Origin of the sequence: Leifsonia sp. ALI-44-B (assembly GCF_001984125.1) — a bacterium.
Classification (GTDB): Bacteria; Actinomycetota; Actinomycetes; order Actinomycetales; family Microbacteriaceae; genus Okibacterium.
Genome location: NZ_MTQL01000007.1, coordinates 1620387 through 1635872, shown reverse-complemented (window position 1 = coordinate 1635872; position 15486 = coordinate 1620387). Strand labels below are relative to the sequence as shown.

Below are 15486 nucleotides of genomic sequence, written 5' to 3'. Positions count from 1 at the left end.
CCACGAATACGGGGGTGTCCTCCGAAATGCCGACTGGTACGCTTGGCGGCCGACCGCCAGAATAAGTATTGCTAGGTGGCTCTCGCAAGAGATTCACCACCAGCCACTCGTGTGAACAAGGGTATGTACGAATGGCTGGGGGCGGGTCGAGCTGGTATTCGGGTTACCGTTCGACCTGGGGTTTGTGAAGGGCCGGTTCCTCTGGAACCGGCCCTTCCGACTGTTAAGCCCCGGTGTGCGTCTCGACCGACGCCTTGCGCGGGATCTCGAGCCACAGCTGCACTTCGTCCTCGTCGTCGTCCGGGTCACCCGACGGGTTGAGCGCCACGACCGTCACGGCCGTCGGCGAGTCGACGGGTGCCGTGCGCACGATCATGCGGTGGGCCCGCGTCGACGCCACAGCCTCGGCCACGCGGTCGAGCACGCGCTGGCGATCGTCTTCGGCGATCTCGTCGAGCGTTCCCTCGTCGAGCAGCGAGATGACACTTCCGCGGCGGCGGGCCTCGGCCACACGCGCCCGCACGGCGTCGTTCAGCAACATGCGCCCGCGGATCTCGTCGCGCAGCCCCGCCTCGAGCACCTTGGCCTCGGCACGCTCCTGCTGGCTGAGCGAACCGCCCGCGAGGATGATGTTGCGAAGCGTCGGCAGCGCCACGCGTTCGGCCTGCTTGAGGCGCACGCGGCGCTCCTCGTGGTGCGCGTCCTGCGCGGCCTGCCACTGCGCGGCCTCGCGCTCGGCGATGGCGAGGTTCTGTTCATCGCGCCCCACGCGCACGAGCGACCGCGTCAGAATGGATGCCAGCGCCACCCACAGGATGCTGCCTGGGATGCCGATCTGCAGGGCGACGCCCGCCCCGGCCCAGAGGATGGACTGCGCGGTCAAGAAGATGATGCCGATCCAGGCGAAGGCCTCGCGGCGCCGCACGGCCGTGATGGTCATGAGCGCGCCGATCGACGCGACGTGCCAGGTGGCGTAGCCGTTGTTGACCGACGGATCGAGCTGCGACGTGACGAGCAGCGGCAGCGCGACGGCCGTGCCGAGGTTGAGGCTCGCGAGCCACAGCGGCATGGCCGTCGGCGACGACGGCCACAGGCTGATGATGGTGACGACGAGGTAGAGCACCATGCCCACGATGCTTGGCCAGGGCGATTCGGCCTGCGGCAGCGTGATGACACCGCGGATGACGTTGTAGATCGAGAACGCGGCGGCCAGGGCCAGGAGCGCGTAGCGGTTGAGCGCGATCACGAGGCGGCCCCCTGCTCGGTCAGCTCGCCGGGGGCGGCCGGCGGCCGGGGTGCCTGGATGGTTTGGTTGGGCGCCCAGCGGATGACGATCGTCGTGCCGGCGCCCGCCGTGCTGTCGATGGTCACGCTGCCGCCCGATTTCACGACGCGTTCGATGATGGAGACGCGCAGGCCCAGGCGGCTCTCGTCGACGCGCGTCGGGTCGAAGCCCACTCCGTCGTCGTGCACGACGATCTCGACGCGCCCGGCGGTCGTGCGGAGCGTCACGGTGCGGGACGTCACGCGGTCACCGGCGTGCTGCGCGCTGTTGGCCATGGCCTGTTCGGTGGCACTCGACAGGATGGCGAGCACGCGAGCCGGCAGCGGGAAATGCTCGCTCGTCTCGTCGTGCACCTCGAAAGGAACCCGGTGCGCCCGGGCCGCGCGCGAGATGGCGGCGACCAGTTCGCCCGTGCCGTAGGTGGGTTCGAGGTCTCCGTCGTCACGAGCGGATGCCGTGAGCGTGTCGCCATGAGTCGCGAGGTGTTTGATGGCGTTCTCGGCGAGCGCGACCGCGGCCCGGGACTGCGCGGGGGTCGTGGCGCGCTCGGCGGCCTGCAGGGCGGCAAGCACCATATCGTGCACGAGCGCGTCGACCTCGATGCGCTGCACCTCGCGCGCGTGCTGGTGCACGGCCTCGTCGTAGCGGTTGAGGGCCGTGACCCGCGCTTCGTCGACCGCGCGCGCCGCATGGCGGAACGTGACGCCCAGCATGACGATGATGAGTCCGATCATGGCGCCGTAGGAGGCATCCAGTACACCGATCTCGGCGTTGACGATCTGACCACCGGGGCCGATGGTGCGAGCGACGCCATAGGCAACGGGCGTGACGATGCTGTAGACGATGGCCAAGGTGGTCGGGAAGGCCAGTGCGGCGGTGGCACAGGCGACAGCGCCACACAGGTACCACAACCACGGCTCGGTGTCGGAGGCCGCATGGGCGCCACCGGTGAGGAACGGCCACGCGATGACGGAGACGAGGTAGACGATCGCGAAGAGGGTGGCCGTCGGCCGCGCGAAGCGACCGGCGAAACCGGCGGCGATGAAGAGCGTGAGGGTGCCGAAGACCAGGATGAGGGTGGCGTTGCCGGCGGGCCCCTCGATGAGGCTGCCATCGCTCAGGACGACCGAGAAGGTCTGCAACCCGAACAACAGCGAGATGGCCGCGACGGAACGGTCATAGAGGCGTTCGACGCGCTCGGTGCTGAACAACCGTTGCCGTGGGGCCACGACCCGGTTGATGTTGTCGGGTATTCCCGTTGTCACCCAGCGCCCCCCGTGTGTTTTTGTGTTGCGGCTCTACGCGTCGTTCTGGCTCGGACCGAGATCCGGCAGGATGCCGTCTTCGACGGCCCGGCGCAATAGATCCACTTTAGTGGGCGCGGGGCGTCCCACATCGACGTACTTGGTGCGGATGCGGGAGAGGTACTCTTTGGCCGTAGACTGCGCGATGCCGAGCTGGGCGGCGACGTCTTTCATGGGCAGGCCGGATGCATAGAGATGCAACACATCACGCTCTCGCCGACCCAGCTGCACCTGCGCGAACTCGGAGTCGGCGTCGATCGCGCTGGCCCACTCGAGGTTGTTGAGCACCTGTCCGTTGGCGACCGTGCGAATGGCCGAGACGACCGTTCCCGTGGGCGACGACTTGGGGATGACGGCTGCCGCGCCAGCTGCGAGAGCCTCACGCACACCGGCCATCCGGTCGGCTATCGAGTGGATGAGCACGGCGGAACCCGTGTCGTGCACGCGGCGCACGTTGTCGGCGATGCGCGAACCGTCGCCGAGCGACAGGTCGAGGATGACGACATCGGCCGAGGGGCCGTGCGTGGCCTGCGAGCGACTCAGGAAGTCGTTGACCGTGGCCACGGATTGCACCACGTCGTAGCCGGACGCCGCACACACGGCGGCCAACCCCAGTCGGACCGATTCATGATCGTCGATAATCGCCACGCGTACCACGTGCTCATCGTAGCCCGACACGGCGGGCCTAACGGTTCGTCGGGCGGAGGAGCGCTACCGATTCGAGGTGGTGCGTGTGCGGGAACAGGTCGAAGGCGCGCAGGCGGTCGAGCTCGTAGCCCGCGTCACGGAACGAACCGAGGTCGCGCGCGAGGGCGACGGGGTCGCACGCCACGTAGACGATCTGGGCGGGGTGCAGGTCGACGAGGGCCGCAACGACGTTCTTGCCGGCGCCCGAGCGGGGCGGGTCGAGCACGACGGTGGCGGCCTGCAGTCGACGGCGCTCGGATGCTCCGACGGAACGCACGAGGCGCTGCAGGTAGCGGTCGACGCGGTCGGTGATGGCCTGAGCGCCTACCCACTCGGCCAGGTTCTCAGCGGCCCAGTCGGTGGCCGTGGTCTCGGATTCGACGGTCGTGATGCGCGTGGTGCGGCCGAACTTGTCGCCCAGCGCGGCCGCGAACAGGCCGACGCCGCCGTAGAGATCGAGGTTGAAGGCCTGGGGGTCGAATTCGTCGGCGACCAGGATGTCTTGCACGGCGCGCGTGAGCACATCGGCCGCGTGGCGGTGCACCTGCCAGAAACCCTCTTCGGCGACATGGAACTCGCGCGTGCCGACACGCTCGACGAGGGGTTCGCCCGCGCGGCGGCGGCCGTCGGGGTCGGTGCCGACGACGCGCGTGGCACCCACCGACGGCGCGATGACGTCGACGCGCTCGAGGCCGGGCATGGGCGTGCCGAGGGGCGCGGCCTGCTGCACAGCGCTCGTGGCGAGCGGCAGGTCGTCGACGGGCACGACGCGGTGGCTGCGCGCGGCGAACGGGCCCACGCGGCCCTCTTCGTCGACGTGCAGGCTCACGCGGCTGCGGTAGCCGAGACCGTTGGCCTCGTCGTCGCCCGGGGCCGCCTCGACCTCGACGTCGCGCTCGATGCCGCCGAAACGCTGCAGGGCGTCGACGAGCACGCGGCGCTTCAGCTCGCGCTGGTGCGGCAACGCGATGTGGCCGAATTCGGCTCCGCCGGCACGCTCGTCGGGTGCGCGGTCGATCGAGGCCGCCGACCAGATGTGCGGCACGCGCTCGGGCGCGGGCGTGAGCACCTCGAGCGTCTCGGCGCGCCAGAAGCTCTTCTTCGAGTCATCCGTGATGCGCGCGCGCACCGTCTCGCCCGGCATGGTGTCGGGCACGAAGACGACGCGGCCCTCGTGGCGCGCCACGAAGACGCCCCCGTGGGCCACATTGCTAATCTCGAGAACGATGCTGTCGGCGGTGTCACCTGAAATGCTCATCCGTCGAGCATTACACGGATGCCGCGGCACACCAACACTGCTGCGCCCGCGCCCGGCCGCCCCGCCCGACAAGAAGACAGGATCGTCGTGACCCTCTACCTGGCAAGCACCTCCCCCGCCCGGCTCATGCTGTTGCGCCAGGCCGGCGTCGAACCCGTGGTCATCCCCTCCGAGGTCGACGAGGATGCCGCGGTCGCACGCCACGAGGCCGAACACGGCGCACTGTCCCCCGCCGAGATGGTCGCGTTCCTCGGGCGCGTGAAAGCGGAGGCGGTCGTCGAGGCCGCGGCTCGGGCATCCGAGGCGCTCGACGGGTTCGTGGTGGGCGGCGACTCGGCGTTCGAGATCGACGGCGTGGCCTACGGCAAACCGCACACGCCCGAGCGGGCGCGCGAACGCTGGCAGCTGCAGCGCGGCGCGACGGGCACACTGCACTCGGGCCTCTGGGTCATCGACCACCGCGGGGGTCGCGTGAACGGCGCGACGGGCGGCACCACATCGGCCACCGTGACCTTCGCCGACGACATCACCGACGTCGAGATCGACGACTACATCGCGACGGGCGAGCCGCTCCAGGTCGCGGGCGCATTCACGATCGACAGCCTCGGGGCCCCGTTCATCCAGCGCATCGAGGGCGACCCGTCGACCGTGGTCGGGATGTCGCTGCCGGCGCTCCGGCGCACGGTGAACACCCTGGGCGGCTCCTGGTCGTCGCTGCGCAACCGCTGAGGCTCGCCGCAGGCGAGCGAACGACGGACCTCGGAGTCAGGCATCCGCTCGCCTTCGGCTTGTCGATGTGCGCCCTGGTTTGCCCGGCATTTTTGTGAGGAATGACCAAAGGGCCTCGCGAAAAGGGCAATAGGCTAAGGGACTGTGCCAGCTATCTCCAAAGTCCTCATTGCCAACCGGGGCGAGATCGCCGTTCGGGTGATCCGCGCCGCGCGCGACAGCAACCTCGGCAGTGTCGCCGTCTACGCCGATCAGGATCGCGACGCCCTGCACGCGAAACTCGCCGACGAGGCCTACGCGCTCGAGGGTGCCACGAGCGCCACCACCTACCTCTCCATCGAGAAGCTGCTCTCGGTGGCCCGACGGTCCGGCGCCGACGCCGTGCACCCGGGCTACGGCTTCCTCGCCGAGAACGCCGACTTCGCGCGCGCCGTCGTCGACGCCGGGCTCGTGTGGATCGGGCCCTCCCCCGAGGCCATCGAGCGACTGGGCGACAAGGTCTCGGCCCGCCACGTGGCCGAGAAGGTGGGCGCACCCCTCGCCCCCGGCACCATCAACCCCGTCTCGGGCGCGCAGGAGGTGCTCGACTTCGTCGACACGCACGGCCTGCCCGTGGCCATCAAGGCCGCTTTCGGCGGCGGCGGGCGCGGCCTCAAGGTGGCCCGCGACCGCGACTCCATCCCCGAGCTCTTCGAATCGGCCACGCGCGAGGCCGTCGCCGCCTTCGGCCGCGGCGAATGCTTCGTCGAGAAGTACCTCGACAAGCCGCGCCACGTCGAGACGCAGTGCCTCGCCGACGCCGAGGGCAACGTCGTCGTCGTGTCCACGCGCGACTGCTCGCTGCAGCGCCGCCACCAGAAGCTCGTCGAGGAGGCCCCCGCGCCGTTCCTCACCGAGGCGCAGAACACCGAGCTCTACCGTGCATCCAAGGCCATCCTGAAAGAGGTCGGCTACGTGGGCGCCGGCACGTGCGAGTTCCTGATCGGCGGCGACGGAACGGTGTCGTTCCTCGAGGTCAACACGCGCCTGCAGGTCGAGCACCCCGTCTCCGAAGAGGTCACGGGCATCGACCTCGTGCGCGAGCAGTTCCGCATCGCCGCGGGCGGCACGCTCGACTACGGCGACCCCACCCCCGTCGGGCACTCGTTCGAGTTCCGCATCAACGGCGAAGACCCAGGTCGCGGGTTCCTGCCGCAGCCCGGCCCCATCCACGTGTTCTCCTCGCTCGGCGGCCCCGGCGTGCGCGTCGACTCGGGTGTCACGGCCGGTGACGAGATCTCGGGCGCCTTCGACTCGCTGCTCGGCAAGGTCATCGTCACGGGCGCCACGCGCGAACAGGCCCTCGAGCGCGCCCGCCGCGCCCTCGACGAGTTCGAGGTAGCCGGCCTGCCCACCGTGCTGCCTTTCCACCGCAAGATCGTGCGCGAGCCCGCCTTCACGGCCGCCGACGGCACCTTCGGCGTCTACACGCTGTGGATCGAGAACGAGTTCGAGAACGACATCGAGCCCTGGAACGGTGAGCTCGAGCCCTCGTCACCGCAGGGCGGCCGCGACACGGTCGTCGTCGAAGTCGGCGGCAAGCGCATCGCCGTGAGCCTGCCCGAGGGCCTCGGCCAGGTCGGTTCCGCCGGGGCATCGGGCGCGGGCCGTTCGGTCACGCCCCCCGGGCGACGCGGCGGCGGCTCCGGCTCCGTCGTCACCGCCACGGGCGACAGCGTCTCCTCCCCCATGCAGGCCACCATCGTGAAGCTGCAGGTCTCCGAGGGCGAACGCGTCGTCAAGGGCGATCTGCTGCTCGTGCTCGAGGCCATGAAGATGGAACAGCCCATCACGGCCCACAAGGACGGCGTGGTCGGCAACGTCAAGGCCGAGGTCGGCACGACCGTGTCGAGTGGCCACCAGCTGCTCACCATCTCGGAGTAGAAGGCGACACGCCCGCTGCGCGGACACCCTCGACCTTTTTCGGGGAGGTCCGGCGCAGGGGCGGAAAAGGCGCGGGCGCCACGTTTTGGTACCACGAGGGAGCGAACGCAAGAGAAAGTCGCTGCATTCGTGTGGATGAACCGGAAACAAGAAAGGAGCCCGAAAAATCGGGCTCCCATCGAGGCCATTCAGTTTAGGCACGAGGGACCCGAATGGCCGGGTGTGTCTCGTGCACGTACAGGTCAACCCTAACTAGGGGCGGGCGGATTGTCTATGGTGATCCCGTGGCCATCCCCGATCGAAACACCGCGACCGCGCGCCAGCGCTCGGAGCTCACGCGCCTGCTCTCCCGGCCGCGGTTGACGGGGTATGCGCACTCCTCACGGCGAGCCTGCGACGGTATTCGCACCGATCCCCTGGACACATACGTGTACAACATGGCTCTCGCGGCCGCCTATCTCGGACCCCTTCATCTCGTCGAGATCACGACCAGAAACGCCATGAACGATCAACTGGCGCGCCGGTTCGGCCGCGCGGACTGGTGGAATAGCGAGGATCTTCGTTTGGTCTATCGGCAGGAAGCCGATCTGCGCCAGAAGATTCGACGGCTGGAGACGGAGCGCAACCGTCGACACCTCCCTCCTCCGACTCCCGACGACATCGTTGCCGCGCTCGACTTCGGTTTCTGGACCGGTCTCCTGAAGAGCGGCGACAAGGCCACCGGTGTCGACTATGAACGCTCACTCTGGCAGAAGGCTCTCCGGCACGCTTTCCCGCTCTTCCGGGGACGCCGTTCGGACCTTTACGTGCTGCTCAACCAGGCCCGCAACTTTCGCAACCGCGTGAGTCACCATGAACCGATCCATAACATCGAACACCGTCGAGTTCTCGAGCGGTTGCTCACCATCCTGGGCTACACGAGCGTTGACGTCGCCGCGTGGTGCGCTGAACGAACTACCCTTGCAGACGTCGCCGCTCGTTCCCCCGATTCCGACGACGCGGTGCGGAGTTTCTGAGGTAAGAGCGCAGGCGTCCTTTGCCGCGCGGATCTCGCGCGTTCTATAGCGGCGCGAGGAGCGCCGCGATGACGAGGAGGACCGGGACCGAGGCGATGGTCGTCAGGAGCACGGTGTCGCGGGCGAGGACCACCCCGCGACCGTAGCGGCTCGCGAAGTTGAAGACGTTCTGCGCGCTGGGCAGGGCCGCGAGGACGACGGCCGCGAAGAGCGGCGCCCCCGACATCCCGAAAGCGAAATGGGCGAGGAGGTAGGCCGCAACGGGCATGCCCACCGATTTGAGCAGCGACGACACGAGGACGGCCTTGCGACCCGTGCCCGCCTGGAACGGGCGCTGGCCGTTGAGCGACATGCCGAACGCCAGCAGGATGAGGGGAACGGCGGCACCGCCCAGCAACTCGAACGGCGCGTAGACCTCGTCGGGCACGGGCAGCCCCGTCGCGGCCACGATGACGCCGATCACCGACGCGATGATCATGGGGTTGCGGAACGGCTGCGTGGCGATGGTGCGGAACGACGCCGAACCGCGGTCGGCCACATCGAGCACGCCCAAGGCGATGGGCGCGAAGACGATGAGTTGCAGCAGCAGGATGGGCGCCACGTATTGCGCGTCGCCCAGCACGTAGACGGCCACGGGGATGCCGATGTTGTTGGCGTTGACGTAGCCAGACGCCATGGCGCCGATGGTTGTCTCAGACGCGCCTGACTTGAACCACAGCCGCGCCACGAGCACGTAGACGAGCGCCATGGCGACGGCCGCGATGCCGGCCACGAGGATGAACGACGAGAACACCACGTGCAGGTCGGCGTGCGCCAGAACGGTGAAGAGCAGCGCCGGGTTGGTGACGAAGAACGCGATGCGGTTGAGCGTGTAGCCGGCGTCGGGCCCACCGATCTTCAGCCGCCCGGCGATGTACCCGACCAGGATGACGAAACCGATGATGCCGAAACCGACGAGCACACCGCCCATGCGTTAGAGAACGATGTGCATGGCGCGGGCCGCGTCGGCCAGCGACCCCGTGAGCGACGGGTAGACGGCGAAGGCGCGCGCCACCTGGTCGACCGTGAGGCGGTGCTCGACCGCGAGGGCCAGGGGGAAGACGAGTTCGGATGCCTTGGGCGCCACGATCACGCCGCCGATGACGGTGCCAGACCCCGTGCGCGCGAACAGTTTGACGAAGCCATCCTTGATGCCCATCATCTTGGCGCGCGGGTTGGAGGCCAGGGGCAGTTTGTAGATGTCGCCCTGCGCGATGCCCTCTTCGATCTGCTTCTGCGTCCAGCCGACGGTCGCGATCTCGGGCTGCGTGAAGATGTTGGCGGCCACGTTGCGCACCTCGATGGGGCTCACGGCATCGCCCATGGCGTGGAACATGGCCGTGCGGCCCTGCATCGACGCCACCGAGGCGAGCGGCAGCAGCGTGGTGCAATCGCCGGCCGCATAGATGTTGGGCATGGATGTGCGCGCCACCCGGTTCACGCGGATGTGGCCCGACTCGGTGAGCTGCACGCCCGCCTCTTCGAGCCCGATGCCGGAGGTGTTGGGCACCGACCCCACGGCGACGAGGCAGTGGCTGCCCTCGACCGTGCGCCCGTCGGAGAGCGTGGCGATGACCCCGTTCTCGGTGCGCGCAACGCTGTCGGCGCGCGACTTCGAGAGCACCGTCATGCCGTTGCGCTTGAAGACCTTCTCGATCACGGCGGCCGCGTCGGCGTCCTCGCCCGGCAGCACCTGGTCGCGGCTCGAGATGAGCGTGACCTTCGAGCCGAGGGCCGTGTAGGCGCTGGCGAACTCGGCGCCCGTGACACCCGAACCCACGACGATGAGGTGCTCGGGAACGCTCTTCAGGTTGTAGAGCTGCGTCCACGTGAGGATGCGTTCACCATCGGGTTTGGCCGACGGAAGCTGACGCGGGCTCGCGCCCACCGAGATGACGATGGTGTCGGCCTCGACGCCGTCGAAGTCGGTCGGCGCATCGCCGCCCGTCGAGACGACCACGTTGTTGCGCCCGTCGAGTCGCCCCTCGCCCTGGATGATGCGCACGCCCTCGCGCACGAGATTGGTGCGCATGTCTTCGGACTGCTGACGCGCGAGGCCCAGCAGACGCTTGTTCACGGCCGCGAGGTTGACGGCCACCTCGGGCCGCACCGGCCGACCCTCGGCGCTGCGGCTGAAGAACTGCACGCCCAGGTCTTCGGCCTCGGAGATGCTGATGGCGGCCTCGGCCGTGGCGATGAGCGACTTCGAGGGCACGACGTCGGTGATGACGGCCGAACCGCCCACGCCCGTGCGCTCGATGAGCGTGACATCCGCCCCGAGTTGAGCGCCCGCGAGGGCCGCCTCGTAACCACCCGGGCCGCCGCCCAGGACGGCGATTCGCTGTTTGCGCTCGAACTCATATGCCATTGCTCCATTCTCGCGGGTGACACGGATGCGCACCAAAACGGATTCGCTCACGCGCGCACGGATGCCGCCACACCGGCTCAGGCGAGCGTCAAGCCCTGGCCCCGCCCGCGCCAGCCAATAGAGTGGATTCATGTCTGAACACTTCTCTCACCCCCTCGACGATCCGGCCACCGATCCCTTCGAGATCGCCCGCAACGCTGCGGCCCAGATCGCCGAGAAGACCGGCGTCGACCGCCACGACATCGCCCTGACCCTCGGCAGCGGCTGGGGCAAGGCCGCCGAACTGCTCGGCGAGACCACGGCCACCATCCCGGCCGACGAGATCATCGGGTTCTCGAAGCCCGCCCTGGCCGGCCACCCCGGCACGTTGCGCAGCATCCTGCTGCCGAGCGGCAAGCGCGCGCTCGTCATCGGCGCCCGCACCCACTACTACGAGAACCACGGCGTGCGCCGCGTCGTGCACTCCGTGCGCACGGCCGCCGCGACGGGTGCGACCACCATGATCCTGACCAACGGCGCCGGTGGCATCAAAGAACACTGGAAGCCCGGCACGCCCGTGCTGATCAGCGACCACATCAACCTCACGGCCGACTCTCCGCTCGAGGGCGCGACCTTCATCGACCTGACCGACCTGTACTCGAGCCGCCTGCGCCAGCTCGCGCACGAGATCGAGCCGTCGCTCGACGAGGGCGTGTACACGCAGTTCCGCGGGCCGCACTACGAGACCCCGGCCGAGGTGCAGATGGCCAAGGCCATCGGCGGGCACATCGTCGGCATGTCGACGGCGCTCGAGGCGATCGCCGCCCGCCAGGCCGGCATGGAGATCCTGGGCATGTCGCTCATCACCAACCTGGCTGCCGGCATCCAGAAGACGCCGCTGTCGCACGAAGAGGTCATCGAGGCCGGCCGCGAAGCCGAGCCCGTGATCAGCGCCCTGCTCGCCCGCATCGTGGGGGCGCTGTAATGACGCTCGACCGCGACCAGGTGGTGCAGGCCGCGCGTGCCTGGGCGGGGCAAGACCCCGACGACGAGACGCGCACCGAGATCGAACTGCTGCTGAAAGATGCCGAGGCAGGCAGCGAGATCGCGCTCGACGAACTGCACGAACGCTTCGACACGCGACTCGAGTTCGGCACGGCCGGGCTGCGCGGGCGCATCGAGGCCGGATCGGCGCGCATGAACCGCGTGCTCGTGTCGCAGGCCGCCGCGGGTCTCGCCGCCTACCTCATCGAGCGCGCTGCGCCCGGCCAGACGGCGAGCGTCGTCATCGGTTACGACGGCCGCAAGAACTCGCGCGTCTTTGCCACCGACACGGCCGAGCTCATGGCCGGGGCCGGGGTGCGCGCCATCCTGCTGCCCCGCCTGCTGCCAACTCCCGTGCTGGCGTTCGCGGTGCGGCACCTGAACGCCTCGGCCGGCGTCATGGTCACCGCGAGCCACAACCCGCCCGCCGATAACGGCTACAAGGTGTACCTGGGCGACGAAGATCGCGGCTCGCAGATCGTGTCGCCCGCCGACGCCGATATCGCCGCCCACATCCTGCGTGTCGCCGAGACGGGCAATGTGCTCGAGCTGCCGCGCTCGACGGCGTATGAGACGGCTGGCGAGGATGTCGTCGACGCCTATGTCGCCGCGACCGCCGGGCCCGTTCGCTCCTTCGACTCGCCGTTGCGCGTCGTCTACACGGCTATGCACGGCGTCGGATGGGAGACCTTCTCGCGCGTGATCGACGCCGCCGGGTACCCGCCCGTCGAACCGGTCGTCGAGCAGCGCGACCCCGACCCCGCTTTTCCGACCGTGTCGTTCCCCAACCCCGAAGAACCGGGCGCGCTCGACCTGGCGTTCCAGGCCGCGCGCGACGCGCACGCCGACCTGGTGATCGCGAACGATCCCGATGCCGACCGCCTCTCAGTCGCCATCCCCGATACCGCCGCGCCCGCCGGGTTCCGCCAGCTGACCGGCAACGAGGTGGGCTGGTTGCTCGGCTGGCACGCCGCGCAGCAGGCCGAACGCGACGGCGTGGACGGCGTGCTCGCCTGCTCGATCGTCTCCTCCCCCGCCCTCGGCGAGGTGGCCAAGGCCCACGGGCTGCGGTTCGCCGAGACGCTCACGGGATTCAAGTGGGTGTCGCGCGTGCCCGGGCTCGTCTTCGGTTATGAAGAAGCCCTCGGCTATCTCGTGAACCCGAGCGTGGTGCGCGATAAAGACGGCATCTCGGCCGCGCTGGCGTTCCTCGACCTGGCGTCCGAGGCGCACACGGCGGGCACCGACGTTGCGGGGCTGCTCGCGCGCTTCGCCGAAACGTTCGGCGTCTACGCGAGCGGTCAGCTGTCGATCCGTGTCACGGATCTGTCCATCATCGGCCGCATCATGGCCGCGCTGCGCGACCAGCCGCCCGCCGAGCTGGGCGGCGTGAAGGTCGAGCAGATCGACGACCTAAGCGACGGTTTCGAGCAGTTGCCGCCCACCGACGCGTTGCGCTTCCACCTCGCCGACGGGTCACGCGTCATGGCCCGCCCCTCTGGCACCGAGCCGAAGCTGAAGTTCTATCTCGACGCGCGCAGCGAGCAGAGCGAACCCGAGGCCGCGGCGCACCGCATCGAGGCCCTGCGCGCCGATCTGCAGCGCATCGCCGACGAGGTCATCGCGCGCTAGACGCACGAGCGGGCGCAGCACGATCGCTTCTCGCACACAGGAAAAGCCGCCCGAATCTGATCGGGCGGCCTTTCCTTGTTGCGGCGTGTCGCCTGTCTGCCTGTCAGCCTGCCTTGTCGGTCGGGCCCGGTCGAGGCTGCCTCACGACATGACCTGTTGTGCCGACGGTCGCCTTGCCGCCGGCGTGCGTCGCAGCGCGGCGCGAGGTCGCCTCAGCCCAGCGCGATCTCGAGCTTGCGCGTGAGCTCGTCGAGGTCGAAGTAGTTCTCGATGACGATGATGTCGGCGTACGTCTTGCCGATGCGGTCGACCAACTCGGGCGAGGTGAGGATGATCTGCGCGTCGGCGCCGACCGTCTGCACGCTCGCAACGTCGGTCGCCGAGACATCCGCCTCGAGGTCGAGACGCTCGAGCGCGCGCTCGGCGTTGAGTTTGAGGATGGCGGAGGTGCCGACCCCGGCACCGCAGATGGCGACGATCTTCATCGTGGGCTCTCTTCCTAAAAGACGGACGGTCAGGCTTGGGGGTGGCCGGTGGACTCGGCCGGACCGGCCGGGATGCCGAGCACCGAGCGCACCTCGTCGACGCTCTGCGCGTCGGCCAGGGCGGGGATGGCGGCGCTGTCATTGAACACGTTGGCGAGGCTCGCAACGCTCGTCACGTGGCTGTCCGGCGTCGTCACGGCGAGGCCGAGGATGACGCGCACGGGGTCGTTGTGCGGATGCCCGAACGACACGGGCTCGGCGAGCGTGACCACCGAGAGCGCGTCGCTCAGGATGTCGGGGCCGGGCCGCGCGTGTGCCAGGGCGAGCCCGGGGGCGATGACGATGTAGCTGCCGAACTCGTCGATCACCTGGACCATGCGGTCGGTGTAGCCGTCGAGCGTCGCGCCGGCCGCCACGAGGGCGTCACCCGATGCACGGATGGCTCCTCGCCAGTCGTCGACCGTGACACCCAACCGCACAGCGTTGTCCGGAAGAGGGGGAAGGGTCATGAAATCACACATCCTGTCGCGCTCGGCCCGGGGCGGGCCACCCTGTCAGAGTAGCCCGTCCGGGGTCGGCGCGGCTGTCAGGAGAGTGAGTTCTGGGCGTCCTCGAAGCCCTCTTCGATCGCCTCGGAGAGCTCTTCGCGATCTTCGATCGGCAGGAAGGCCGCGGCGGCCGCGTTGAGCTGGAACGTCTCGAGGTCGTCGAGGTCGTAGCCGAACGCGTCGGACAGCAGGCCGAGTTCGCGCGTGAGCGTGGTGCCCGACATGGTGCGGTTGTCGACGTTGACCGTGACCCGGAAGCCCAGCTGGTAGAGCAGGTCGATCGGGTGGTCGATCAGGTCCTCGCCCCACTGCTCGACGGCACCCGTCTGCAGGTTGGACGACGGGCTCGTCTCGAGCGGGATCTCGCGGTCGCGCACCCACTGGGCGATCGGGCCGAGCGAGACGTACTGGTTCTCGTCGTCTGACCGCACCGTGTGGATGTCTTCGGCGATGCGCACACCGTGACCGAGGCGCAGCGCGCGGCCGTCGATCAGGGCGCTCTTGATCGAGTCGAGGCCGTCGGCCTCGCCCGCGTGCACGGTGACGGGGAAGAACTCGGACTGCAGGTAGTCGAACGCCGCGCGGTGCTTCGAGGCCGGGAAGCCCTTCTCGGCGCCGGCGATGTCGAAGCCGACGACACCGTTCTCGCGGTGGCGCACGGCCAGCTCGGCGATCTCGAGGCCGCGGTCGGCGTGGCGCATGGCCGTGATGAGCTGACCGATCTGGATGTCGAAGCCCTCGCGCGAGACATCGTCGATGCCCTGCTCGATGCCCTCTTGCACGGCCTCGACGGTCTCGTCGAGCGACAGACCCTGCTGCAGGTGCTGCTCGGGAGCCCAGCGGATCTCGCCGTAGATGACGCCGTCTTCGGCCAGGTCTTGCACGAACTCGCGGGCCACGCGGGCCAGCCCCTCGCGCGTCTGCATGACCGCGATGGTCAGGTCGAACGTCTTGAGGTAGTCGGGCAGGTTGCCGGCGTTGCACTGGTCGAGGAACCACTGCGCGAGCTCGGCCGAGGTGCCGGCCGGAACGTCGACGCCGTGGGCGTCGGCGAGCTCGAGGATGGTCTGGGGACGCAGGCCGCCGTCGAGGTGGTCGTGCAGCGAGATCTTGGGCAGCTGGCGCAGGTCGATGCCGCCGGGGAGCAGGAATTCTTCGGTCGTAGTCACGGTCTCAGCGTACCCGTGAC

The 15486-nt window shown here is 69.0% G+C and carries 14 protein-coding genes; 5 read left to right on the top strand and 9 right to left on the bottom strand.

What is annotated here, in order from left to right; all coding sequences use genetic code 11:
- Window positions 1-223 precede the first annotated feature (223 nt).
- From ALI44B_RS14575 to ALI44B_RS14560, 4 genes are read right to left on the bottom strand one after another with little or no spacing between them, the layout of a single operon-like run.
- Window positions 224-1246, bottom strand: a complete 1023-nt coding sequence (locus ALI44B_RS14575; protein WP_077055276.1) for a DUF8320 family protein — start codon at window positions 1244-1246, stop codon at window positions 224-226.
- Window positions 1243-2550: a sensor histidine kinase gene (locus tag ALI44B_RS14570; protein WP_143459291.1), complete on the bottom strand. Its 1308-nt coding sequence runs from the start codon at window positions 2548-2550 to the stop codon at window positions 1243-1245. Before ALI44B_RS14570 ends, ALI44B_RS14575 begins: the two co-directional genes overlap by 4 nt.
- Before the next feature lie 33 nt (window positions 2551-2583).
- Window positions 2584-3246, bottom strand: a complete 663-nt coding sequence (locus tag ALI44B_RS14565) for a response regulator transcription factor (protein ID WP_077055655.1) — start codon at window positions 3244-3246, stop codon at window positions 2584-2586.
- A 28-nt stretch (window positions 3247-3274) separates the two neighbouring features.
- Window positions 3275-4534, bottom strand: a complete 1260-nt coding sequence (locus ALI44B_RS14560) for a class I SAM-dependent RNA methyltransferase (RefSeq protein WP_077055274.1) — start codon at window positions 4532-4534, stop codon at window positions 3275-3277.
- Window positions 4535-4615: 81 nt separating this feature from the next.
- Here ALI44B_RS14560 and ALI44B_RS14555 point away from each other — a divergent pair, with 81 nt between their 5' ends.
- The 3 genes from ALI44B_RS14555 to ALI44B_RS14545 all read left to right on the top strand — a co-directional run bounded on the left by ALI44B_RS14555 (window position 4616) and on the right by ALI44B_RS14545 (window position 8202).
- Window positions 4616-5263 carry a Maf family protein gene (locus ALI44B_RS14555; protein ID WP_077055654.1) on the top strand — a complete coding sequence of 216 codons (648 nt, stop codon included), beginning with the start codon at window positions 4616-4618 and terminating at the stop codon, window positions 5261-5263.
- A 144-nt stretch (window positions 5264-5407) separates the two neighbouring features.
- Window positions 5408-7186, top strand: a complete 1779-nt coding sequence (locus tag ALI44B_RS14550; protein ID WP_077055273.1) for an ATP-binding protein — start codon at window positions 5408-5410, stop codon at window positions 7184-7186.
- Window positions 7187-7470: 284 nt separating this feature from the next.
- The gene (locus tag ALI44B_RS14545) at window positions 7471-8202 is read left to right on the top strand and encodes an Abi family protein (RefSeq protein WP_077055272.1); all 732 of its coding nucleotides are present in this window, start codon (window positions 7471-7473) and stop codon (window positions 8200-8202) included.
- A 43-nt stretch (window positions 8203-8245) separates the two neighbouring features.
- On the opposite strand, the gene ALI44B_RS14540 is transcribed toward ALI44B_RS14545, so the two are convergent.
- Together ALI44B_RS14540 and ALI44B_RS14535 are read right to left on the bottom strand one after the other, a co-directional pair.
- A complete protein-coding gene (locus ALI44B_RS14540) occupies window positions 8246-9172 on the bottom strand; it encodes an AEC family transporter (RefSeq protein ID WP_077055271.1) in 927 nt (308 codons plus the stop codon).
- Between the two features lie 3 nt (window positions 9173-9175).
- Window positions 9176-10609, bottom strand: coding sequence for an NAD(P)H-quinone dehydrogenase (locus ALI44B_RS14535; protein WP_077055270.1), 1434 nt, complete (start codon window positions 10607-10609; stop codon window positions 9176-9178).
- Window positions 10610-10739: 130 nt separating this feature from the next.
- Between ALI44B_RS14535 and ALI44B_RS14530 the strand changes: the two genes are divergently transcribed.
- Window positions 10740-11573 (top strand): purine-nucleoside phosphorylase, encoded by an 834-nt coding sequence (locus ALI44B_RS14530; RefSeq protein ID WP_077055269.1) that lies wholly within the window; start codon window positions 10740-10742, stop codon window positions 11571-11573.
- A complete protein-coding gene (locus tag ALI44B_RS14525; RefSeq protein WP_077055268.1) occupies window positions 11573-13264 on the top strand; it encodes a phospho-sugar mutase in 1692 nt (563 codons plus the stop codon). The genes ALI44B_RS14530 and ALI44B_RS14525 overlap by 1 nt, the downstream gene beginning before the upstream one ends.
- A gap of 212 nt (window positions 13265-13476) precedes the next feature.
- Here the strand turns inward: ALI44B_RS14525 and ALI44B_RS14520 are convergent, their stop codons facing one another.
- The 3 genes from ALI44B_RS14520 to ALI44B_RS14510 all read right to left on the bottom strand — a co-directional run bounded on the left by ALI44B_RS14520 (window position 13477) and on the right by ALI44B_RS14510 (window position 15466).
- The gene (locus ALI44B_RS14520; RefSeq protein ID WP_077055267.1) at window positions 13477-13749 is read right to left on the bottom strand and encodes a PTS sugar transporter subunit IIB; all 273 of its coding nucleotides are present in this window, start codon (window positions 13747-13749) and stop codon (window positions 13477-13479) included.
- A 29-nt stretch (window positions 13750-13778) separates the two neighbouring features.
- Window positions 13779-14258 (bottom strand): PTS sugar transporter subunit IIA, encoded by a 480-nt coding sequence (locus ALI44B_RS14515; RefSeq protein WP_077055266.1) that lies wholly within the window; start codon window positions 14256-14258, stop codon window positions 13779-13781.
- 77 nt (window positions 14259-14335) lie between these two features.
- Complete coding sequence (locus ALI44B_RS14510; RefSeq protein ID WP_077055265.1) at window positions 14336-15466, bottom strand: adenosine deaminase; 1131 nt, start codon at window positions 15464-15466, stop codon at window positions 14336-14338.
- Window positions 15467-15486: the final 20 nt, after the last annotated feature.

Bases quoted from the DNA above. Each gene is read 5' to 3' on its own strand.
- ALI44B_RS14560 (WP_077055274.1), bottom strand. From the start codon at position 4,534: ATGAGCATTTCAGGTGACACCGCCGACAGCATCGTTCTCGAGATTAGC.
- ALI44B_RS14540 (WP_077055271.1), bottom strand. From the start codon at position 9,172: ATGGGCGGTGTGCTCGTCGGTTTCGGCATCATCGGTTTCGTCATCCTG.
- ALI44B_RS14535 (WP_077055270.1), bottom strand. From the start codon at position 10,609: ATGGCATATGAGTTCGAGCGCAAACAGCGAATCGCCGTCCTGGGCGGC.
- ALI44B_RS14530 (WP_077055269.1), top strand. From the start codon at position 10,740: ATGTCTGAACACTTCTCTCACCCCCTCGACGATCCGGCCACCGATCCC.
- ALI44B_RS14525 (WP_077055268.1), top strand. From the start codon at position 11,573: ATGACGCTCGACCGCGACCAGGTGGTGCAGGCCGCGCGTGCCTGGGCG.
- ALI44B_RS14520 (WP_077055267.1), bottom strand. From the start codon at position 13,749: ATGAAGATCGTCGCCATCTGCGGTGCCGGGGTCGGCACCTCCGCCATC.
- ALI44B_RS14515 (WP_077055266.1), bottom strand. From the start codon at position 14,258: ATGACCCTTCCCCCTCTTCCGGACAACGCTGTGCGGTTGGGTGTCACG.